This is a genomic window from Bellilinea caldifistulae (assembly GCF_001306055.1).
GTDB lineage: Bacteria > Chloroflexota > Anaerolineae > Anaerolineales > Anaerolineaceae > Bellilinea > Bellilinea caldifistulae.
This window is the reverse complement of sequence record NZ_LGHJ01000012.1, coordinates 231,927-251,283: the sequence shown is the minus strand read 5'-3', so window position 1 is coordinate 251,283 and position 19,357 is coordinate 231,927. Positions and strand designations below refer to the sequence as shown.

Below are 19,357 nucleotides of genomic sequence, written 5' to 3'. Positions count from 1 at the left end.
ATGGCTGACCTGACCGTTGCCGTATCCGAAAGTGCTTTTCAGCGTTTGTTTGTGGTGCTGCGCGATAGCATCCGTTGGGAAGCACAGGACAGCACCAGTTTTGGCCCGTTTACCGCCGGCTATCACGTCAAGGGGCATCTGGAAGGGGGCAGTGTGGATTTCCGCTCCGACAATTCGGTGCTGGTGGATGAACTGGATGTGCGCTGGGATATGTTTCAGTTCACCCTTGGGCTGGATATTCCCGAAATTTGCGTGGGCGGCGGATGTATTGATATGCCGTGGCCGTTCCCGGATATCTGTCTGCCGCGCTGGTGTGTCTTCTCCGCCAACCCGGATGTGTCCATTTCACCGGATCTGGCCGCTTTTGTGGCGCAGGAATTGAGCGTCGCCGGACGTCCGGTGGTGCGCTATTACGATGCCAGTATACCGCCGCCGTTGATTGACCCCTGCGGCTTGTTGAGGGATTTACTGGTGAACGCCAGCGTCATTGATCCCTTTCCTGACCATAATCAGTGGCATATTTTCCTCAACCCGGATTTCATTGACCTTGACCTGTTCGACTTTGCCGACATTGTCGGCAACCTGATTGAAAACGCGCTGACCGCCGCAGTGACGGCGCTGCTGCCCGGCGGCTGGGTGCGCGATTTGATTCTCGCCATCATCGGCGGTATTGCCGATTTCATCCGCTGGCTGCTGGATATCCCCGATGAAATTGACGAGTGGCTGAGCGATTTGTTCAACATCAGTTTTGGGTTGGGAGACCTGCTCATTCAACTGGTGGGTGAATTCTTCGGGGCGTGTGTGCCGTTGATCCGCGTGGATGACCCGCTGGAGGTACTGGCAAAAGAAATCAGTACTTCGGTGCTGTTGAGCGGTTCGCCAGTTGAACTGGTGGCGGTGACCGTTCCGGTTCGCAATCTATTTGTGCGGGTAGATGATGTCGAAATGGTCGTGCAAGCGGATGTTGGAGGTTAAGCGATGACTAGTAATCAAAAACAAGCTACATTGAACCGGGCGTTATTCGCTCAACGCTCTTTCGATAGCACCCAAATCAGCGTGCTTTCTACCTTGATCCATCACTTCCAGGAAGCGGGGGATTACGAGGTATTCATCAGCCGCACCAACCGTACTCCACTTCGTCTGGTGGTCACGGTGGTGGATGGGGATGCTCCGTATCAGCACAATCTTGATCTCTCTACGATTAAGAATCCAACAGAACGGGATTGCTGTCGCGAGGATGCCGACCTGCGGCTGCACACCGGTGGGGTGCTGGGTTTTTACAGCTCACGAGGCGTTTCCACCTTCCAGGTTCGGATTATTCGGCTGGGTAGCAAGGAAAAACAGGTGCTCCTGAATCACGCTGAACAAATTCCGGCGGGTGACTTTTTTACGGTCACTCCTCTGCGTCCCGGCGTTTACCGTGTTGCCGATCTCTTGAACAAAGCTGAGATGGCGCTCAAAGTGGTGATGCCGCCCTTGCCGGAGCAGGGAAAGGTGGAAAAAGGCGCCAAAGCCAAAGGCGAGCGGCCGCCCTCCACATACCGCCCCGATCAACCCTTGCTGGTTTCGGTGGGTAAAAAAGGTTTTGACCGCCGCGAAGCCAGTTTATTATCCGGTCAAACGCTGGTCTTTCAGGTGCAAAGCGCTGCCAGACTGCGAGTTGTACTGGAAAAAGAGGACGAAGCGGTTACTTCACCGCCCAAAAAACGCCCTGACAAGCCAACTCGGGCAAAAAAGCAATCCTGAGCAGTCTACTTTAGCCGTTCGGCAAACTGCTTGCGAAATTTGCTGACTTTGGGCTGAATAACCACCTGACAATACCCGGCGTAGGGATTCTTCTCGAAATATTCCTGATGATATTCCTCCGCCGGGTAGAAGGCCGTGAAAGGCACTACCTCGGTCACAATCGGCTTTTGCCAGATGCCTTCCTGATTCAACTCGGCGATCAGGTTTTCAGCGGTTTGACGCTGTTCCTCGTTATGATACAGGATGATCGAGCGGTATTGGGTGCCGACATCGGCTCCCTGCCGGTTGCGGGTGGTGGGGTCATGCACCGAGAAAAATACTTCCAAAATCTCGCGGTAGGAAATGATCGCCGGGTTGAAGGTGACCTGTACCACCTCGGCGTGTCCGGTCAATCCGGTGCAGACCTGTTCGTAACTGGGCGCAGTCGTCTTACCGCCCGCGTAACCGACCACTGCGTCTTCCACGCCTTTCAGGTGGGCGAAAATGGGTTCAAGACACCAAAAGCAGCCGCCTCCCAGGGTTGCCACTTCCAGATTTTCGGATGGGTTCATGGTTGTTCATCCTGTTTCGATTATCGTTAAAGGGGCTTTGTTTTACCAGTGGAAAAGTTCGTTTGTAAAAGGTTTACCTCACGGGTGGGTTACCAGCGGCAGAAAGAGCGGATAGGAAGTCAAAAACCAGGGGGTTGCGGCCGGATCGCTGGTAAAAAATTGTAAAAGCAACCGGGCTACTTTTAACCGGCCGGCGTCCGAGGGGTGAGTACAATCGCTCACCAGATCCTCCGGCAGCCAGATAAAACCATCCTCGCGGGGGTTGATGCCGTCAGCCCACAGATAGGCTGCCCACATCAGGTAGGGCGCGCGCACCGCTCCGCGTTGAGGGTCGTAATTTAAGTCCGGCGTGCCGCTGATTTGTTCCTCGATCAGCCACTTGACGGCAAAACCGCTTTCAAATGCGGCCGGCTCCGGGCTGAGCCCGTTCCAGTAGGTATAGGAACGGGTGCGACTGGAAAGAAAGACCATTTTGACTTGCGGGTACTTAACTTTTAAATTTTGGACAATGGTGGTCAGGTCGGCTTGCAGGGTTTGGGCTTTTTGGGGGAAGTTTCCACCGCCGGTGCGGGTCAGCTTGAGCCAGACTACCTGAACCTGCTGGGGTGATAAACCGGCGGATTCCAGGCGTTGGTTGACCACTTCCCAGGTTGGTGAATCGAGACTCAGCCAGTACTCCGCCGTCTGACCGGCCTGGGCGCCGTTGACCAGTACCAGATGCGGATTCAGGCGGCTATCGGTCATCACCAGGCTGCGAAAGGTGGAAAATTCCATTGCCGTATTCGACATACCCACCGAAATCATCCCAATTTTGCCGTTGCGAAAATCGGGACTGCCGTTTGAATCCAGCGGGACAATCTGCTGAGCAATGAGCCTGCCGGCAAGCCAGTGAGCGGCAGGGGGCTGGTTTTCGCCGTTGGGGTACAGGCCGCCTGTAAAACCGGTCGAGTTGCCGTCCATGCGGATGTATTCATGGTTGCCCAAATCGGTGAGAGGCAGACTGACCGGCAAAAAACTGCCCGTACAAAGCCTTTCCTGCGGAAGACGATTGAGGGGCGGGGCGGTAATTTTTACGGCGCTGGCCTGCCCTGCCTGAACGAGAAGCAAAACCCCGACTGCAATCCACAGGATGACGGCGTGAAATTGTCCTTTTGAGGTCATATTTGGTTCTTTATACACCGGATGACCCGCTTTGGCAACCTGCCGAGGGTTCAATTGCTTTCTGCAAATCTTCAGCCCGTTCCGTCCAAAATTCTCTCGATTTGTTAAGAAATAATCCATTGATTTTGTTGTATTATGAAATTGAGCAAGTCAGGTTTTATTAATTGAGGGTTCACAAAATCTCTTCTCGTTTAGGGGTAGGGGTAAACGGGGTGGTCATCGCCGTTGACCAGACGAAGGGAGATTTTTTATGTTTAAGCACCTTTTCAAATTCAGTGTCCTTGTGGCTGTAATCAGCCTGTTGGCGGCCTGCACAATCACCTTCATGCCCCCTCATCCCCTCAATGATCTGGCAGCCAATTATCTGCTGGCGATTGCGGTGGATTCCCAGGGTACAAAACATATCGTCGGCGAAGATCCCACTACCCATCAACTTGTCTATCTGCGTACCAGATTGGGCATAATCGAGGATAAGCAGCCGATTCGTCTCATAACGGGTTGGTGGCCGGCCGCTCCTGAAATCGGTGTGCTGGCTGATGGGACTGTAATCCTTGCGTGGTACGAAAAGTATGACGCTTCATCCCCAAAGTACCGCATTTGTATCAAGATTTATCCCTCATCAGTGGATGTTGTCTGTACTCCAGATTTTTCTGACAATCCCCCGGATAGTTTCAGCCCGATAGTCAAAGTCATCACCCGCGGCAGTACCGGCTATGTGATCTATTCAAAACAAGAAGGTACTCAGTACACGCTGCGTTATGAGAAAGTGAGCAGTGGAAGTGAAAGAGGAAAAGTGAACTCGGAAAGCTCCGACCCGATGGTTAGAACGGTTGAAGGTGTGGTTGATTCGGCCGGCTACCTGCATGTGATCTGGTATGCCAGGGGCGCTCCGGGCACCGGCCGTGTTCTGTATGCCTCCAACCGTACCACCGATGGTAGCGGAAACATGACCCAAAACCGCATCTTGCTGATCGCCGATAGCGACCTGCTCAATCCGCCTGCCATTACCACCTACTCAACAGCCGGCAGTGAGCGGGTTGCGTTTGCCTATGTCAAGGATAATTCCGGCAGTGATGATGAGATTTACCACCAGAACATCAAAGTGGACAACACCGATTGGAGTGGGGAAATGAAATTGACACTGTCCGGCGGTGCCTATCGGCTGGGGGATGTGCATCTGGTTGGGGTGAACAATGCCTACCTGATCGGCTTTTTGAGGAACAACACCATTTCGGCTACTTCCGAGGTTTGGCTGCGGGATGCGGCGGGTATGATTACGCAAATCACCAATAACACCTATTCGGAACGCGAACTGGAGATGGTGCCGGCCGGCGGAGGTTTTGTGATGGCTTACAAAAGGCAGCCCCAGTCCAGCGAACCACGGCAGGTGTTTATTTATGACCCGATCAAAGGGGAGCGTCTGATTTATTCCGAATCATGCAGTTCGGATAATTCCGGCGGAGAGATGGCCGCCAGTGGTGAGGTGGTTGCCGGGGTGTGGGCGCAGTGTGACAGGGTCTGGTTCAGCGCCAATGCTGAGCTGGTTTACCTGCCGCTTGTCAGAAAATAAAAGAGGAAGGCTGCGCCGACAAGCCAGTTGGCAGAGAAATCAACCTCAGCCGATTGCCCCGTGAAGATAGGCGCGAGTCAGCTCGTGTTGCGGGTTGGAGAAAATGGCTGACGCTTCGCCGCACTCGACCATTTCACCAAGGTACATAAAGACCAGATAATCCGCCAGCCGGCGGGCCTGCCGAACCGTATGGGTTACCAGCACGATGGTGTACTTTTCGCGCAGTTCCAGCAGTCGCTGTTCAATGTTTTGTGCTGAAATCGGATCAAGCGCAGAGGTTGGTTCGTCGGCGAGGATGATCTCCGGTTCCACTGCCAGCCCGCGTGCCAGACACAGGCGTTGCTGCTGCCCAATGGACAGGCGGACGGCCGGCTCCCGCAGCCTGTCCTTGACCTCCTCCCACAGCCCTGCCATTTCCAGATAATGCCTGACGGCTCGGTGCAAGTCTTTTCCGTCCGCCATGCCGTGAATGCGCAGTCCGTAGGCGACATTGTCGATGATGGACATGGGCAATGAAAAGGGCCGTTGGGCAAGCAGACCAACTTTGGAACGGATGTCAATGGGATCAACTTGCGGGTCGTAAATATTTTGACCGTCTATAAGAATTTCGCCTTTAATGGTGACGTGGTCGCTCAATTCCAGAAAGCGGTTGATACTGCGTAAAAGGGTCGTCTTGCCGCAGCCCGACGGCCCCATGATCGCTGTAATCTGACCGCAGGGAATATCCAGATGAATATTTTTTAACACCAGTGTGTTGCCGAAAGCAACGTTGAAATTCCGGATGGAGATACACTCGGCCATGTAGCACCTATCGAACCAGATACTTATTGAAGCGAGAAATCAGCCAGCGGCTGATGAAACTGATGACCAGGATGATGATGGTCAGCACTAAGGCGGAGGCGTAGGCCCGCTGCTGGACGGCGGGAAATGGTGTGCCCAACTGGAAAAAGACCGCCAGCGGCAAAGAAGCGGCCGGCTCGAACAACGATGTGGGGAGGTGGTCGGTGTAACCAGCAGTGAACAGAACCGAAGCGGCATCGCCAATCCCGCGCCCGAAGGCGAGCAGGACAGCGGTGATCAGGCCGGGAAGAGTCTGACGGCTGATCACTTTGAGAGTGGTGTCCAGGGGGGTGGCGCCGACTGCCAGTGAAGATTGCACCAGCTCTTCCGGTGTGGTGCGGATGAACTCGTCCATGCCGCGGATCAGAATGGGCAGTTCCAGAAAGGCTAGCGTGATAATGCCGGCCAGTAACGATGCCCGCAATCCCAGCGAGAGCATGATTAGAAAGCCGAACACGCCATAGACAATGCTGGGAATGCCCCATAATACATCCAGTGCCAGGCGGATGAGAGCAGCGCGGCGGGTTTTTTGATGGAGATAGGTGGTCAGGTAGAAAACCACCGGCAGAGCAGCGATCAACGCCAGGAGGGTGCCGCCGGCTGCCAGATAAAGTGAGCCGAGGATGGCGTTGAGGATGCCACCTTTGCCGCCAAGGTAATAACCGCCCTGCGGCGGCTGGCTGATCAGTTCCCAACTCAACACCGGCATCCCCTTTATCAGGAGTGTTGCCAGAATCCAGCCCAAAATCATAACAACCGAAATCAAAGCCAGCCGCATCAAAAATAGGAATGCGGTTTCTTCAATCCGCGCCAGCCGACGTCGAAGGCGGCTTTGGGGGTTCATTGGAGCATTCTCCGTAATGCCAGTGAGGAAAGAATGTTAAAACTCAGCACGATGAGCAGCAAAAACAAAGCCGCCGCCATCAGCGCCGAGTCGTACAGCGGGATGGACATCATCTCACCGTAATTGTTGGCGATCAACGCGGGGATTGGATAGGCCGGGTCAAACAGAGAGCGCGGCAGAGCGGCAACATTGCCAACCACCATCAAGACCGCCATGGTCTCACCCAACGCCCGCGAGGTGCCTAAAATCATTGCGGCAATCAAGCCGCTGGTTGCTTTGGGCAAAACAATGTACTTAATGGTTTGCCAGCGACTGGCGCCAACCGCCATGGACGCCTCGCGCAGCCCCACCGGTACTGCCAGAAGAATTTCGTACATGATGGCAATCAGAATTGGGGCGATCATAATCGCCAGAACGATGCCGGCAGATAAGATGCTGAAGCCGGTCGGGTTGCTGGACTGGAACAGGCCGATGCCCGGAAAGGCGCGGCTGAATAACGGCGCAACAGTGGTTTGCACTACCGGTACGACTACCAGCACCCCCCACATTCCATAAATAACCGAGGGAATACCTGCCAGAATATCGAGTACCGGCTTGATGACCGTACGAGTCAGCGGCCGGGCATATTCTGCCAGATATATCGCCGAAAACAAACTGAGCGGCAGCGCAAAGGCTATTCCCAAACCGGTTGTCCAGAAGGTGCCGAGGATAAACGGCAGCAGGCCGAACAATCCCTGATCTGGTTTCCACACCCGGCCGGTGAGGAAATCCGGCAAGCTGACGTTTTGCCATAACGGTAGTGAACGCTGCACCAGCATTGTCACAATGGCAAATAAGACCAGAAAAATAAAACCGGCTGAAATGGAGAACAACCGCCGGGCAATGCGGTTACGCTGCTTGCGTACCCCTGTTCGGCTTTCAGGCCGTTTTGCCCATCCGGCGGCTGTATTCATCGGCAGTTCTCCGCTTCGCGGCAGCCTATGGCTGATCGTCCAGACGAGCGCGCATCTCCTGTATCCGGTCGGGGTTCAAGGGGATGTAACCATTCGGTTCAACATAAGCCTGTCCCTCATTGAGGATCCAGTGGATGAAATCCCGCACGCTGCCGGAAGGATTGCCTTTGGTGATGATGTACAGGTCGCGGGCAGGCGGTGAGGGATAGCGCCCGTCGGCGACTGCCTGTCTTGCGGCTGATTTATCGGTAAAGATTTCGTCCGGGTCGATGAAGCCGTTGCCGTTCAGGTCAAGCGGCATGATGACCACCCCGCTGACCGGTTTTTGGGTTTCGGCATCGAACACATAGTTGAGGTTGTTATAGCCGATTGCCAGCGAATCCCTGATCACGGCTTCAAGAATGCCGGGATCGGAATTGACCCCAATACCCAAAAGGTCGCTCTGCTTTTTGCCGGCAATGTAAAGCGCCCACATCTCGGCTGCCCCGGCCGAATCGGAGCGGGTAAAGACGCGGATTTGATCGGTGATCTCCGGCATGCCCAACACCTCTCCCCATGTGGTGATTTCACCGGTGATGTAAATACCGGCCAGGATTTGGGGGTTGAAGCCTTTTTGCAGAATCTGGTCAAGGTACGGGTTGGCGGCGTTGAGGGTGCCAAAGACGGCATCGCGTGCTACGGCGATTGGAAAAGCGCCCTGGTTGAGTTCCTCCGGTGATAATTCGCGTGAGACCATGCCGATATCTACCGCCCCGGCCAGTGTATCGGAAACACCCTTGCCCGCCCCACCGGCGGTAACATCAATACGCACCCCCGGATTGTTTTTTTGATAGGCATCTGCCCATTGGGTCATTAATGGATAGAGGGCAAATGCGCCGGAAACTGCAATGGTTTCCTGCTTTGGGCTGCTACTGCCACAACCCGTCAACAAGAGGCTGGTTAGGAGAACTGAAAGAACCCACCGGGGGATTGGATTTATTTTACGGATCATTTGAATCCTCCTGACTGGAAAGGAGCAAAGACCGGCGCTGGACAATGCTGGCAAGGGTGGTGTTATCCAGAATAGCCGTTATTGCGTCGCGCACATCCGCCATCACCATACACAGACCGCAAGATTTTTCGTCAGGGCAGTCGCAAGGGGCGTAAGCGGTTTTGCTGACGCAGGTAACCGGCGCCAGCATGCCGTCCAGAATACGGATGATGCTGCCGATAAAGATTTGTTCGGCAGGTTTTGCCAGTTTGTAACCACCGCCGGGGCCTTTCTGAGTGTGAACCAGACCAGCATTCCGCAGCGGGATCATGATCTGCTCCAGAAACTTGACCGGGATGTTTTCTTTCTCCGCCAGCGCCTGTAGTGAAATCAGTGGCTGCGGCTCCTTCGCTCGTTCCGCTAAGTGCAGCAATGCCCGAATGCCATATTCGCCACGCTTGGAAAGCCGCATAACACGTCTCCTTTCCCTAAGCCACAGCCACGTCCTGCCGGCCAGCCCATCTTCCAGAAAAATACCCTAGTAAATCTATAGGTTAAATAAAGTATAGCAGGATAAAGAAAGGAATTCCACCCTCAATGCTTAGAAATTGTTTATAAAACAAGTACTCTATTTTGCCAGAACTCAATTGGAGCGGATGGCAATCCCCCGTCCGGTGTAAGCCGTAGCAAAACGTTCTGCCGGGATTTGAGCCGCGACCTGCAGTGCCGGTGTGCGCCCGGAGGGGTTGTGCAGTACCAGCGCAGCCACATCGTTTTCTTCCACCCATGCGCCAAACACCAGCACGAGATGACCGCCGCGTTGGGTGATGGTCCGGTTTGTTCCGATTTCATGGGAAACCGAGGCAATGATCATCCCGCCGCCAGCGAGGATGGCTAAAAACTCTTTGAGGGTGAGCGGCCGGGCTTCGGCAAAGAAGCCTGCCCGGCGGATGAGTTCGGACAGGGCGGTGTGCAGCCAGCCACGTTCGGCACGGCTGCCATCCGGTCGTTTTTCGCTCAGGTAGCCGCCCAGGCGGACGCCGCGCCTTGCCCATTCGATCAGCGGCTGCCGTTCACCCCCCAGAGCCTCGACCGCCATTTTGACACAGGCGGCTCCGCAGGCGCGGTTTGTCCAGTAAAGGTATTCTTCCAATGTGTATGCACCGCTTTCGCCCCAGTGGGGGTCGAGGGCCCGGTTCAGACCTTTTTCAAAAAAGGCATTCGCCAGCCATGGGCTGGCAATTTGGGCGTAATACGGCACGCAATAGGGGACGGTGATCAGGCTGGCGGACAAGGCGGGCGGGTCAATTCCTTGATGAATATGGAGAAAGTTGGTCTACAGATGGACTTTTCCTCGGCAGGGGGGAAATTTTCCCCGCCCCTGTTCAGGAACAATTTTGCCTACTGAAGGCTTTTGCGCCCCAGCCCGGTGATGATCCACACGATCCCAAAGAAAGCGGTGCAGGTTAAAACAATTGCCGCGCCGGAGGCAATGTTGAGGTAGTACGAGAGATACAGCCCAGTGATGCCGGAAAGTGAAGCGATCAGGGCTGCCAGAGCCATCATCACCGGCAGGCGACGGGTGAGCAGTGAGGCGGCCGCCGCCGGGGTGACCAGCATGGCGACCATCAGGGCGACCCCCACAGTTTGCAGGGAAACCACAATGGCAATCGCAATCAGCACCATCAGCAGATAATCCAGCAGACGAGCCGGGAGGCGCAGGGTGGCTGCCAGGACGGGGTCAAAGGAGAGGACGACAAATTCCTTGTACAGCAAAAAGATGATCAGCAGGATGGCGGCTCCAAAGGCGGCGGTCAGGAGCAGGTCGGGTGTACGCACGCCCAGGACATCCCCAAACAGGAAATGGGCGAGGTCAGCCGTGTAACTGCGCACCGAGGAGATCAGGGCAATGCCGAGCGCAAACATTCCGGCAAAGATGATTCCAATTGCCGTGTCTTCCTTAATCCGTGCGCTGCGGCTGATGGTGCCAATTCCGAGGGCGGCAAAAACGCCGGTCAGCAGCCCCCACCAGAAGAGCGGCCCGCGTGCCCCCCCGCCGAGCAGGTAGCCGACGGCAACGCCCGGTAAAATGGCATGGGCGAGGGCATCACCAAAGAAAGCCATGCCGCGCAGGACAACAAACACACCCACCACCGCGCAGACGATCCCCACCAGCACAGCGGCCAGCATGCCGCGCTGCATAAAGGCGTACTGCAAGGGTTGCAGCAAGATTTCAAAGATGGTCATGCTCTCCCTCGTCGCAGCAGGTATCCCCCAGTGCGATCAACCCTTCCCGCGATGGAATCAGGCGGAGATGACCGCCGTAAGCCGTCAACAGATGTTCGGGAGTGAAGATTTGTTCGGCGGTTCCAAGGCCGATCAACCGGCGGTTGAGCAGCATGACGCGGTCGAACCGTTCAGCAGCGGTTTGCAAATCATGCAGGGCGACCATAACGGTCACACCCTGACCGCGTAGAGCGTCCAGAATGCGGAAGAGTTCTTCCTGTGCCGGCAGATCCAGTCCGGTGAACGGTTCATCCATCAACATCAATTCGGCTTCCTGCGCCAGGGCGCGGGCAATGAACATGCGCTGCTGCTGTCCGCCGGAAAGCTGGCCAATTTGACGGTTTGCGAGCTCCTGCATACCGACTGTTTCGAGAGCGCGTTTGACAATCTGCCGGTCAGCCGCCGTGGGACGGCGCAGCAAACCGATTTTACCAACCCGCCCCATCATCACCACATCGCTGACCCGCAGCGGAAAGTTCCAATCCACCTGACTGCGCTGCGGAACATAGGCAATGCAGATGTGGCCATCCGGTTCGGAACCGGCCACCTCGACCACACCGTTGGTGGGGCGCAGTACACCGGCAATCACCTTGAAGAGGGTGCTTTTACCCGCTCCGTTCGGGCCGAGCACCGCCAACCGCTCACCACGCCGCAGTTCAAAGGTGATGTCATCCAATGCCCGACCGGATTCATACTGAACGGTCACATTTTGCAGGCGCAAAATTGGTTTCCCGGCTTCATGGGCATGAAGCCGGGGCAGGATGACCAGTTTTGACTTCTCTAAATTACGAAACAGACCCATTCAAGCGGCTTTCACTTTAAAGCGTTGACCATCTGGCTTACATTATACCGTAAGTAATCCAGATAAGTCGCCGCCTCCCCGCCGGGTTGGGAGAGCGATCCGTGATACAGGCCAACCAGCTGAATGCCGGTGTCTTCGGCAACCCGCTGAGCAAGATTGGGATTCACGGTTTTCCCGACAAAGACGGCTTTCACCCCAAATTCGCGAATGGCATCCTCAATGGCGGCGATTTCCTGGGCGGTGGGCTGGGCGGCGGTGCTGTAACCGGGGATGATTGCGCCAATTTGCTCAAAGCCGTAGCGCTCTGCAAAATAACCGAACAGCAAGTGATCGGTGACCAGTTTGCGGTTTTCGAGAGGAATCTGGGCAACCTGTTCGCGAATCCAGGCGTCAATCTCATCGAGCTGCTTGAGGTAGGCTTCGGCATTGGCGCGGTAAGCCGCTTCATTGGCCGGGTCGGCTGCCGTCAGCGCAGCGCGGATGTTTTCCACCCATATTTTGACAAGATTGGGATCTGTCCAGGTGTGCGGGTCACCGCCCTCGTGAGCGTGATCTTCACCTTCGTGAGCATGATCTTCACCTTCGTCGCCGTGTTCATGATCGTGTGCGCCGAAATCTTTCAGTTCGATCCCGTGCGAAACTTCCACCACCCTGTCGGCTGAACCGGCATTCTCGATCAGGACGTTCAGAAATTCCTCCAGGCCGGCGCCGTTGACAAACACCAGTTGGGCATCGGCCACTTTAGCCAGATCCTGGGGAGTTGGTTCGTAGGTGTGGACATCGCTTCCGATGGGCAGCAGCGTAGTCACCGAAACGCGCTCTCCGCCGACGTTTTTGACCACATCGGCGACAATCGAAGTGGTCGCCACCACTTGAAAGGGTTGCGGCTGACCAGCCGCCGGTGGAGGAGTGGATGTGGCAGCCGGTGTGCAGGCGCTCAGCGCAAGCGTCAGAACGAGCAGAAGGGGTAATAGAATCTGTTTCATCGCGTTCTCTCCTTGATTGAAAATAGTAATGATAATCATTTTCATTTAGTGGCATATAAAAAAATCAGGCATGACAGAGCGGACAAACACCAAACAATTGCAGCCAGTGTTCCTCCACCTGATAACCGGTTGCCTGTTCAACCCGGCGTGCCAGCGGATCAAGATCATCCCCCGCAAACATCTCCACCCGCCCGCAGCGCGTGCAGATTAACAAGTGCTGGTGGCCTTCAAAGGCGCGCAGGTAGCGGTGGCAGCCATCCGGGCTGTGGACGCGCTGAACCAGCCCCAGTTCTTCCAGCCGTTCCAGCGTGCGATAAACGGTTACCAGCCCCAGCCGGGGATATTCCCTGCGGCCGCTGTCGTAGATCTCAATTGGGCTGAGGGCGTGGTCTGCCGTGGCGACCAGCTCGACAATCGCGCGGCGCGGTTCGGTCACGCGGTAGCCGGAAGCCTGCAATTGTTCCAGCCAGTTTTTGATCAGATCAGAAGTTTGCATAACGGTATCATTTTAATTGAAAATGATTTTCAATACAAGAGAAAGATTAAGGTTTTCTAATCCATAGGGGGTGATTTCGGAATCCTCATCGGTCACCTGTGGTTGACTCTTTATCCACAGCGGGCTGCAAAGGTGCGGGAATTTTTCGATGGGTTTTGACGGTTTTCCAGTCCAACCGGTATAATCGGGGTTATTGATACCTTCCGAGGAGACTTTTGGCATGGCGCTGACAATTGAGTGGAAACACCGTATCGAATTGTGGGAAAAAGCCCTGTGGAATGCCTGTTACCGCCCCCTTCAAACCCTGTATTTAGAGGGTTTTGCCACAACCGAGCATCTCACCCCTCAGCAGGCCCTGCAGCGTACCTTTTCCCCCATGCCTCCCGGCACGGCGTGGGGCGCCAAGTGGGAGTACGGCTGGTTTCGCACGCTGGTAACCATATCACCCGAAGCGGAGGGCAAGCGGGTGGTCATTCGCATTAATACCGGCGGGGTGGAGAGTGTGGTGTGGATCAACGGTCAGCCGGCCGGGTCGTTTGGGTGGGGACACACCGAAATCACCCTGACTCGGCAGGCAGCCGCCGGTCAGCGCTTTGAGATATTGCTCGAATCCTACGCCGGCCATGGTCACATTACGGTGGGGGATGGCCCCTACCCGGATGGGGTCGAATCGGTACCGGAGCCGGGCCCGACCCAGTGTGTGGTGGGCGATTCGAGCGTGGGTATCTGGCGGGAGGAAATTTATCAGGCGGCGGTGGACTTTTCCACGCTGTTCGATCTCAGCCAGCTTCTCGATCCGCGCAGCCTGCGCGCCTGTCAGATTGACGAAGCCCTGATGGACGCAACCCTGCTGATTGACCCGGAATTACCCGAAGAAGAGATGCTGGAAACTATCCGTGCCGGACGTGAGCGAATGCGCCCCGTGCTGGAAAAGCGCAATGGCCCGACGATGCCGACCCTGTTCGCCTTTGGACACGCCCACATTGACGTGGCCTGGCTGTGGCCGCTGGTGCATACACAGCGTAAAATGGCTGCAACCGTCCTCAATCAACTGGCCTTGTTTGAGGAATACCCCGAATTTCGCTTTTTACAGAGCCAGCCGCACCTTTACTGGATGCTGCAACAATATTACCCGGAGATTTACGCGCGCTTCAAACAGGCTGTGCGTGAAGGTCGGGTAATTGCCGACGGTGGTATGTGGGTGGAGGCCGATACCAACCTGAGCGGCGGTGAGAGTTTGATCCGCCAGATTCTCTACGGGCGGGCTTTCTTCCGCGACGAATTGGGGGTGGACAGCCGCGTGTTGTGGCTGCCGGATGTCTTCGGTTATTCCGGCGCATTGCCCCAAATCCTCAAGGGCTGCGGCATGATCGGCTTTGCCACCCAGAAGATCACCTGGGCCTACAACGGCGGTGAGCAGTTTCCATATAACATCTTCTGGTGGGAGGGAATTGACGGCAGCGCCATACCGGCGCACATCTTCACCGATTACAATAGCGAAATGCGTCCGCGCAACCTGATGGAGCGTTGGAATACCCGCCTGCAGGCGAACGGCATCCATTCGATGATTCAATCCTTTGGATGGGGGGATGGCGGCGGCGGCCCGACCCGCGATCATCTGGAATTCTACCGCCGGGTGCAGGACCTGGAAGGCCTGCCGCGGGTGCGGATGGCATCGCCGGCAGAATTTTTTGAGGATTTATTCGCGCATGGTCTGCCCAGAGAACGTTATGTGGGTGAGTTGTATTTTCAGGCGCACCGCGGCACCTATACCTCGCAAGCGCGCACCAAACGCGGTAACCGGCGCAGTGAATTTGCCCTGCGTGAGGCCGAAATGTGGGGATGTGCGGCTCGTGCTCTGCAAGGCTTTGATTTTACGCCTCAATCCCTGTGGGAGCAGTGGCGCAACCTGCTGCTCCACCAGTTCCACGATATTCTGCCGGGTTCCTCCATTGCCCGCGTCTATGAGGAAGCCGAAGCCGCCTATGCCGAGATTCTGGCGGCTGCCGGTCAAACCGCACAACAGGCTGCCCGGTTGCTGAGCGGCAGCGGGGCCGGCCGGACGGCGTTCAACTCGCTTCCCTGGCCGCGCCGGGCGCTGTTTGCCACTCCGCAAGGTGAGGTGGAGGTTGAATTGCCACCCTGTGGCTGGGCAGCCATTCCCAATCAGCCAGCGGATGCAAGCCCAGCCCCTTCGGCACGTGCCTTCAAAGCAGCGGATGGTTTTGGGCTGGAAAATGAGCTGCTTACCGCCCGCTTCAACCGGCGCGGAGAACTGATCAGCCTGTGGGATAAGGAGACCGGGCGCGAAGTACTGGCCGGGCCGGCTAACCGCCTGTGCCTTTATAAAGATGTTCCTACGAAGTGGGATGCCTGGGACCTGGACAGCATGACCGAACTGCTGCCGGTAGCGACGGATGAACCAGTTGAAATGGAAGTTCTCACTGAGGGCGGACTGGCTGCCCGTTTGCGTCTGCGCCGCCGGCTGCATCATTCGACGGTCGAACAGGTGATCACCCTGCGCCGGGGCAGCCGACGGATTGATTTTGCTACCTGCGTGGACTGGCAGGAGCGACACAAACTGCTCAAAGTTGCCTTCCCATTCAACCTGCATACCAATGAAGTAGTCAGCGAGATTCAATTTGGGCATTTACGCCGTCCCAATCACCGCTCGCGTCAGTACGACGCCGACCGCTTTGAGATCTGCAATCACAAATGGAGTGCGCTGGTTGAAGAAGGGCGCGGTGCGGCCGTGCTGAACGACAGCAAATACGGCCTGAGCGCCCGCGGTAATACCATCAACTTGAGTTTGCTGAAATCGGCAATGGCGCCGGACATGAACGCCGACCGCGGTTTGCAAACTTTTACCTACGCCGTGTATTACTGGAACGGCAGTCTGCTGGAAAGCGGTTTATTGCGCGAGGCCTATGATTTGAATGTGCCGCCGCTGGTGGTGGAAGGCACCTCCGCTGCCGAACCGGTATCCCTGTTCAGGCTGGATCAGGAAAACATCGTCATCGAGACGGTCAAACCGGCGGAGGATGGCAGCGGGGATATCATCCTGCGCTTGTACGAGGGTATGCGCACGGCTACCCGTTGCACGTTGAAAACGGCTCTGCCGGTACAGGCCGCCAGCCAGACCAACCTGCTGGAAGAGGGTGCCCAACCGCTCGATTTTGCAAACGGTGAAATTCAACTGGATTTTCGCCCGTTTGAGATAAAAACGATCCGCCTGCATGTGTGAATAATGAGATGACCACTGAGAGCCTGTTTGAAACTGTGTGGGCAACCTATAAAAGCCGCTTGCTGGATTTCATTCAAAAGCGGGTGGGGGACAGGATGACCAGTGAGGACATTCTGCAAGAGGTCTTCCTGCGCATTTATTCGAATCTGCCTTCCTTGAAGGACGCTACCCGGTTGCAAGGCTGGATTTATCAGATCACCCGTAACGCAATTGTGGATTATTACCGCGCCAAACGTCCCTCTCAGCCCTTGCCGGAGTGGCTGGTCGCGCTGCCGACAGAGGAAGAGCAAAGCGTTGAGAAAGAACTGGCCTGTTGTCTGCTGCCAATGATTGACGAATTGCCTGAGAAGTACCGTGAGGCCATCCTGCTGGCTGAAATCGAGGGAATTGCGCAAAGTAAAATTGCGCAAAGCCAGCAAATTTCCCCATCCGCGGTCAAATCGCGGGTACAGCGCGGCAGGCGGATGCTGAAAAAGATGTTTGAGGATTGTTGTCGCTTTGTTTACGACGTGCGCGGCACGTTGATGTTTTATGAACCAAAATGCAATGACTGCGGCGAAAAGGCGTGAGATTCCGTTTGCGTCCATTTCAAGTTTCTTCCGTCTTTAATTAGTAGTACAAACTCACTTTTGGAGGAATTTAATGGACGACAATCGTAAAGAGATTCTTCGCACGGCGGTGCGGGAAAATTACGGAAAGATCGGTGCCACTGGCAGCAGTGGATGTGGTTGCTCTTCTTCGGGTGGCTGTTGCAGTTCGGCTGATGACGGGAGGGTGGTGGATATTTCTCTCTCGCTGGGTTACTCGGCTGAAGATCTGATCAATGTGCCGGATGGTGCCAATCTCGGTCTGGGATGTGGCAATCCGCAGGCGATTGCTGCGCTCAAACCCGGTGAAACGGTTCTTGATCTCGGCAGCGGCGGCGGGTTGGATTGTTTCCTGGCAGCGAAGGCGGTCGGGTCGCAGGGGCGGGTGATTGGTGTGGATATGTCGCCCGAGATGATCAGCCGTGCAAGGCGGAACGCGCAAAAGGGCGGTTTTACCAATGTGGAGTTTCGGCTTGGCGAAATCGAACATTTGCCGGTAGGGGATGGCAGTGTGGATGTGATCATTTCGAATTGCGTGATCAATCTTTCCCCGGACAAGGAGGAGGTTTTTCGCGAGGCTTTCCGGGCGCTCAAACCGGGCGGGCGACTGGCAGTTTCGGATGTGGTGGCGATTGCAGAATTACCGGCGATCTTCAAAGAGGACATGAGCCTTTATACCTCCTGCGCAGCCGGTGCAGCCACCATACAAGAGCTGGAACGCTTTTTACAGAAAGCGGGGTTCGTGGAAATTCGGATTCAACCGAAGGATGAGAGTAAATCTTTTATCCGGGACTGGTCGCCGGGGAGTAAAATTGAGGATTATGTGGTTTCGGCAGTTATCGAAGCCAGAAAACCTTCTGCTTAGTACTCTGCCCCAAAATTAGAAAATCGAAGGAACGCTCAACCCAAAATTGTGCTACTATACTAATGGTCACAATTTTGGGTTTGTTTTGTCGGGTTCGCAGAAAGGATTTTAAAAGATGATGGGCAACCAATCCGTGCGAGGTGCACTTGCCGGTGGGGGTGGCTGGCTGGCGGCGCTGCCGTTTGCGGCTTATGGACTGCTCAGCCTGGCTTTCCATTATCCGCGATTCCTCCCCTCCTTTCCATTCTGGCTTAATCCGATTTTGATTTTCTACGGGCTGGTCTTGACCGGTCTGCTGGTGGGGGTGATGCTTGGTTTTCCCCGTTGGGCGTATGCCTTCCTCTTCTGGGCGATGATCACCGGCTGGTGGCTTGCGGGAATGAGGGCGGATGGGGTTTTACTGGCAAGGTCATTATGGGTGGCGGTGCCGGTGGCGCTTGTAAGCGGAGTGTTGCTGCGCCGCTCCACTCAGCCGCTGAAGAGGATGCTGGCGGGCTTGTGGCGGGATTGGACGTTGCTGGCGTTTGGCTTTTTTACGTTCATCGGCTGGTTTGTGGTGCTGTTCGATGAAAACCATCACCCCTTTCTTTACGGCTTCATTCTGGTGGCCACCTTCCTGTTGGTGACGGCTGTATGGTTTTATTCCCGCCTGCAAAACCCGCTTGCCCGCGCGTTGGTGCTTGTTGGTGGCGCGGCCGGTGTGGTGATTGTGGATCTGATCAACAGCCTGACGTGGGACTGGCGGGCTTACTACAATTTACGCGATGATGGTCAATTGTCCTATTACAGTCCCCTCGGCTTGATCGCAATTGCCGGCTTGCTTGGTGTTATGGCCTTGACCGGTTACCTGACCCGCCGGCGCAATTCCAAACAAACCCTAAACGGTGTTTAGGCGTTTTGCCTTGCGGTACCAACGCCAGATGATATAGGCGGTTATCAGCACCAGCAGGCAGGCGATCACAACCGGTACGACTACAGCCAGAATGGAAAAAATGGTGGAAACCACATCCTCGGCGATGCTGACCGGCACATTACCGGCTCCGCCGGTGGTGGCGGTCACCGCCGGGCGGACGGCCAGGGTTTTTACGGCATGAACCCCCCCGGCTACCAGCAAACCCAGACCCAGCGATAAAACCGGATGCACATCGGTGATCACATTGGCGCTGGCGGCAAAGGCAATTGCCCCGGCAGTAGGACGGATGAAGGTCTGAATCAAATCGTTAATGTGGTTGACAGCCGGTACTTTATCGGCGAAGAATTCGATCAGCGAGAGAACCACCAGCAAGCCGATGATCCACCAGGATTCGAGCGCATCCCACGGCGGGCGCAGGGTGAGCAGGTCGGTAAATTTTGCCAGCAGCGCAACCACCAGCAGGGGAATGTAGGCGTTCAAACCGGCGCTGGCCGATAACCCAAAAGCAGTGAATACTCCCAGCAATTCCATCATGCGAATCTC

Annotated in this window: 20 protein-coding genes; 7 read left to right on the top strand and 13 right to left on the bottom strand. The window is 55.7% G+C overall.

Annotation, left to right across the window (positions count from 1 at the left end):
- A complete protein-coding gene (locus AC812_RS07215) occupies positions 1–975 on the top strand; it encodes a hypothetical protein (protein WP_061919557.1) in 975 nt (324 codons plus the stop codon).
- 3 nt (positions 976–978) lie between these two features.
- A complete protein-coding gene (locus AC812_RS07210) occupies positions 979–1,746 on the top strand; it encodes a hypothetical protein (RefSeq protein ID WP_061919555.1) in 768 nt (255 codons plus the stop codon).
- 5 nt (positions 1,747–1,751) lie between these two features.
- Here AC812_RS07210 and msrA read toward each other — a convergent pair whose 3' ends face one another.
- Together msrA and AC812_RS07200 are read right to left on the bottom strand one after the other, a co-directional pair.
- Positions 1,752–2,297: a peptide-methionine (S)-S-oxide reductase MsrA gene (gene msrA, locus AC812_RS07205; RefSeq protein WP_061919553.1), complete on the bottom strand. Its 546-nt coding sequence runs from the start codon at positions 2,295–2,297 to the stop codon at positions 1,752–1,754.
- A 78-nt stretch (positions 2,298–2,375) separates the two neighbouring features.
- Complete coding sequence (locus AC812_RS07200; protein ID WP_061919551.1) at positions 2,376–3,458, bottom strand: SGNH/GDSL hydrolase family protein; 1,083 nt, start codon at positions 3,456–3,458, stop codon at positions 2,376–2,378.
- Positions 3,459–3,708: 250 nt separating this feature from the next.
- On the opposite strand from AC812_RS07200, the gene AC812_RS07195 reads away from it, so the two are divergent.
- The gene (locus tag AC812_RS07195; protein ID WP_061919549.1) at positions 3,709–5,028 is read left to right on the top strand and encodes a PDIAV motif-containing lipoprotein; all 1,320 of its coding nucleotides are present in this window, start codon (positions 3,709–3,711) and stop codon (positions 5,026–5,028) included.
- A 45-nt stretch (positions 5,029–5,073) separates the two neighbouring features.
- Here the strand turns inward: AC812_RS07195 and AC812_RS07190 are convergent, their stop codons facing one another.
- The 10 genes from AC812_RS07190 to AC812_RS07145 form a co-directional block, all read right to left on the bottom strand.
- Positions 5,074–5,829, bottom strand: a complete 756-nt coding sequence (locus AC812_RS07190; protein WP_061919546.1) for a phosphate ABC transporter ATP-binding protein — start codon at positions 5,827–5,829, stop codon at positions 5,074–5,076.
- 7 nt (positions 5,830–5,836) lie between these two features.
- Positions 5,837–6,712 carry a PstA family ABC transporter permease gene (locus AC812_RS07185; RefSeq protein WP_082149244.1) on the bottom strand — a complete coding sequence of 292 codons (876 nt, stop codon included), beginning with the start codon at positions 6,710–6,712 and terminating at the stop codon, positions 5,837–5,839.
- Complete coding sequence (gene pstC, locus AC812_RS07180) at positions 6,709–7,665, bottom strand: phosphate ABC transporter permease subunit PstC (protein WP_082149243.1); 957 nt, start codon at positions 7,663–7,665, stop codon at positions 6,709–6,711. The genes AC812_RS07185 and pstC overlap by 4 nt, the downstream gene beginning before the upstream one ends.
- Before the next feature lie 25 nt (positions 7,666–7,690).
- Entirely contained in the window at positions 7,691–8,656 is a 966-nt protein-coding gene (locus AC812_RS07175) for a PstS family phosphate ABC transporter substrate-binding protein (RefSeq protein WP_061919544.1), read from the bottom strand.
- Complete coding sequence (locus tag AC812_RS07170; RefSeq protein ID WP_061919542.1) at positions 8,646–9,107, bottom strand: RrF2 family transcriptional regulator; 462 nt, start codon at positions 9,105–9,107, stop codon at positions 8,646–8,648. Before AC812_RS07170 ends, AC812_RS07175 begins: the two co-directional genes overlap by 11 nt.
- A gap of 171 nt (positions 9,108–9,278) precedes the next feature.
- Complete coding sequence (locus tag AC812_RS07165; protein WP_061919540.1) at positions 9,279–9,929, bottom strand: hypothetical protein; 651 nt, start codon at positions 9,927–9,929, stop codon at positions 9,279–9,281.
- Positions 9,930–10,036: 107 nt separating this feature from the next.
- On the bottom strand, positions 10,037–10,882 hold the full coding sequence (locus AC812_RS07160; RefSeq protein ID WP_061919538.1) for a metal ABC transporter permease: 846 nt from the start codon (positions 10,880–10,882) through the stop codon (positions 10,037–10,039).
- On the bottom strand, positions 10,869–11,723 hold the full coding sequence (gene aztA, locus AC812_RS07155) for a zinc ABC transporter ATP-binding protein AztA (RefSeq protein ID WP_082149242.1): 855 nt from the start codon (positions 11,721–11,723) through the stop codon (positions 10,869–10,871). The genes AC812_RS07160 and aztA overlap by 14 nt, the downstream gene beginning before the upstream one ends.
- A gap of 11 nt (positions 11,724–11,734) precedes the next feature.
- On the bottom strand, positions 11,735–12,709 hold the full coding sequence (locus AC812_RS07150) for a metal ABC transporter substrate-binding protein (protein WP_061919536.1): 975 nt from the start codon (positions 12,707–12,709) through the stop codon (positions 11,735–11,737).
- A gap of 64 nt (positions 12,710–12,773) precedes the next feature.
- Positions 12,774–13,205, bottom strand: coding sequence for a Fur family transcriptional regulator (locus AC812_RS07145; protein ID WP_061919534.1), 432 nt, complete (start codon positions 13,203–13,205; stop codon positions 12,774–12,776).
- Positions 13,206–13,425: 220 nt separating this feature from the next.
- Between AC812_RS07145 and AC812_RS07135 the strand changes: the two genes are divergently transcribed.
- The 4 genes from AC812_RS07135 (at position 13,426) to AC812_RS07120 (ending at position 18,793) form a co-directional block, all read left to right on the top strand.
- Positions 13,426–16,449 carry an alpha-mannosidase gene (locus AC812_RS07135; protein WP_061919530.1) on the top strand — a complete coding sequence of 1,008 codons (3,024 nt, stop codon included), beginning with the start codon at positions 13,426–13,428 and terminating at the stop codon, positions 16,447–16,449.
- Positions 16,450–16,457: 8 nt separating this feature from the next.
- On the top strand, positions 16,458–17,018 hold the full coding sequence (gene sigZ / locus AC812_RS07130; protein WP_061919528.1) for an RNA polymerase sigma factor SigZ: 561 nt from the start codon (positions 16,458–16,460) through the stop codon (positions 17,016–17,018).
- 73 nt (positions 17,019–17,091) lie between these two features.
- Positions 17,092–17,901 (top strand): arsenite methyltransferase, encoded by an 810-nt coding sequence (locus AC812_RS07125; protein ID WP_061919526.1) that lies wholly within the window; start codon positions 17,092–17,094, stop codon positions 17,899–17,901.
- 115 nt (positions 17,902–18,016) lie between these two features.
- On the top strand, positions 18,017–18,793 hold the full coding sequence (locus AC812_RS07120; protein ID WP_061919524.1) for a hypothetical protein: 777 nt from the start codon (positions 18,017–18,019) through the stop codon (positions 18,791–18,793).
- On the opposite strand, the gene AC812_RS07115 is transcribed toward AC812_RS07120, so the two are convergent.
- Positions 18,779–19,348: a DUF4126 domain-containing protein gene (locus AC812_RS07115; RefSeq protein WP_201797738.1), complete on the bottom strand. Its 570-nt coding sequence runs from the start codon at positions 19,346–19,348 to the stop codon at positions 18,779–18,781. The genes AC812_RS07120 and AC812_RS07115 overlap by 15 nt on opposite strands.
- Positions 19,349–19,357: the final 9 nt, after the last annotated feature.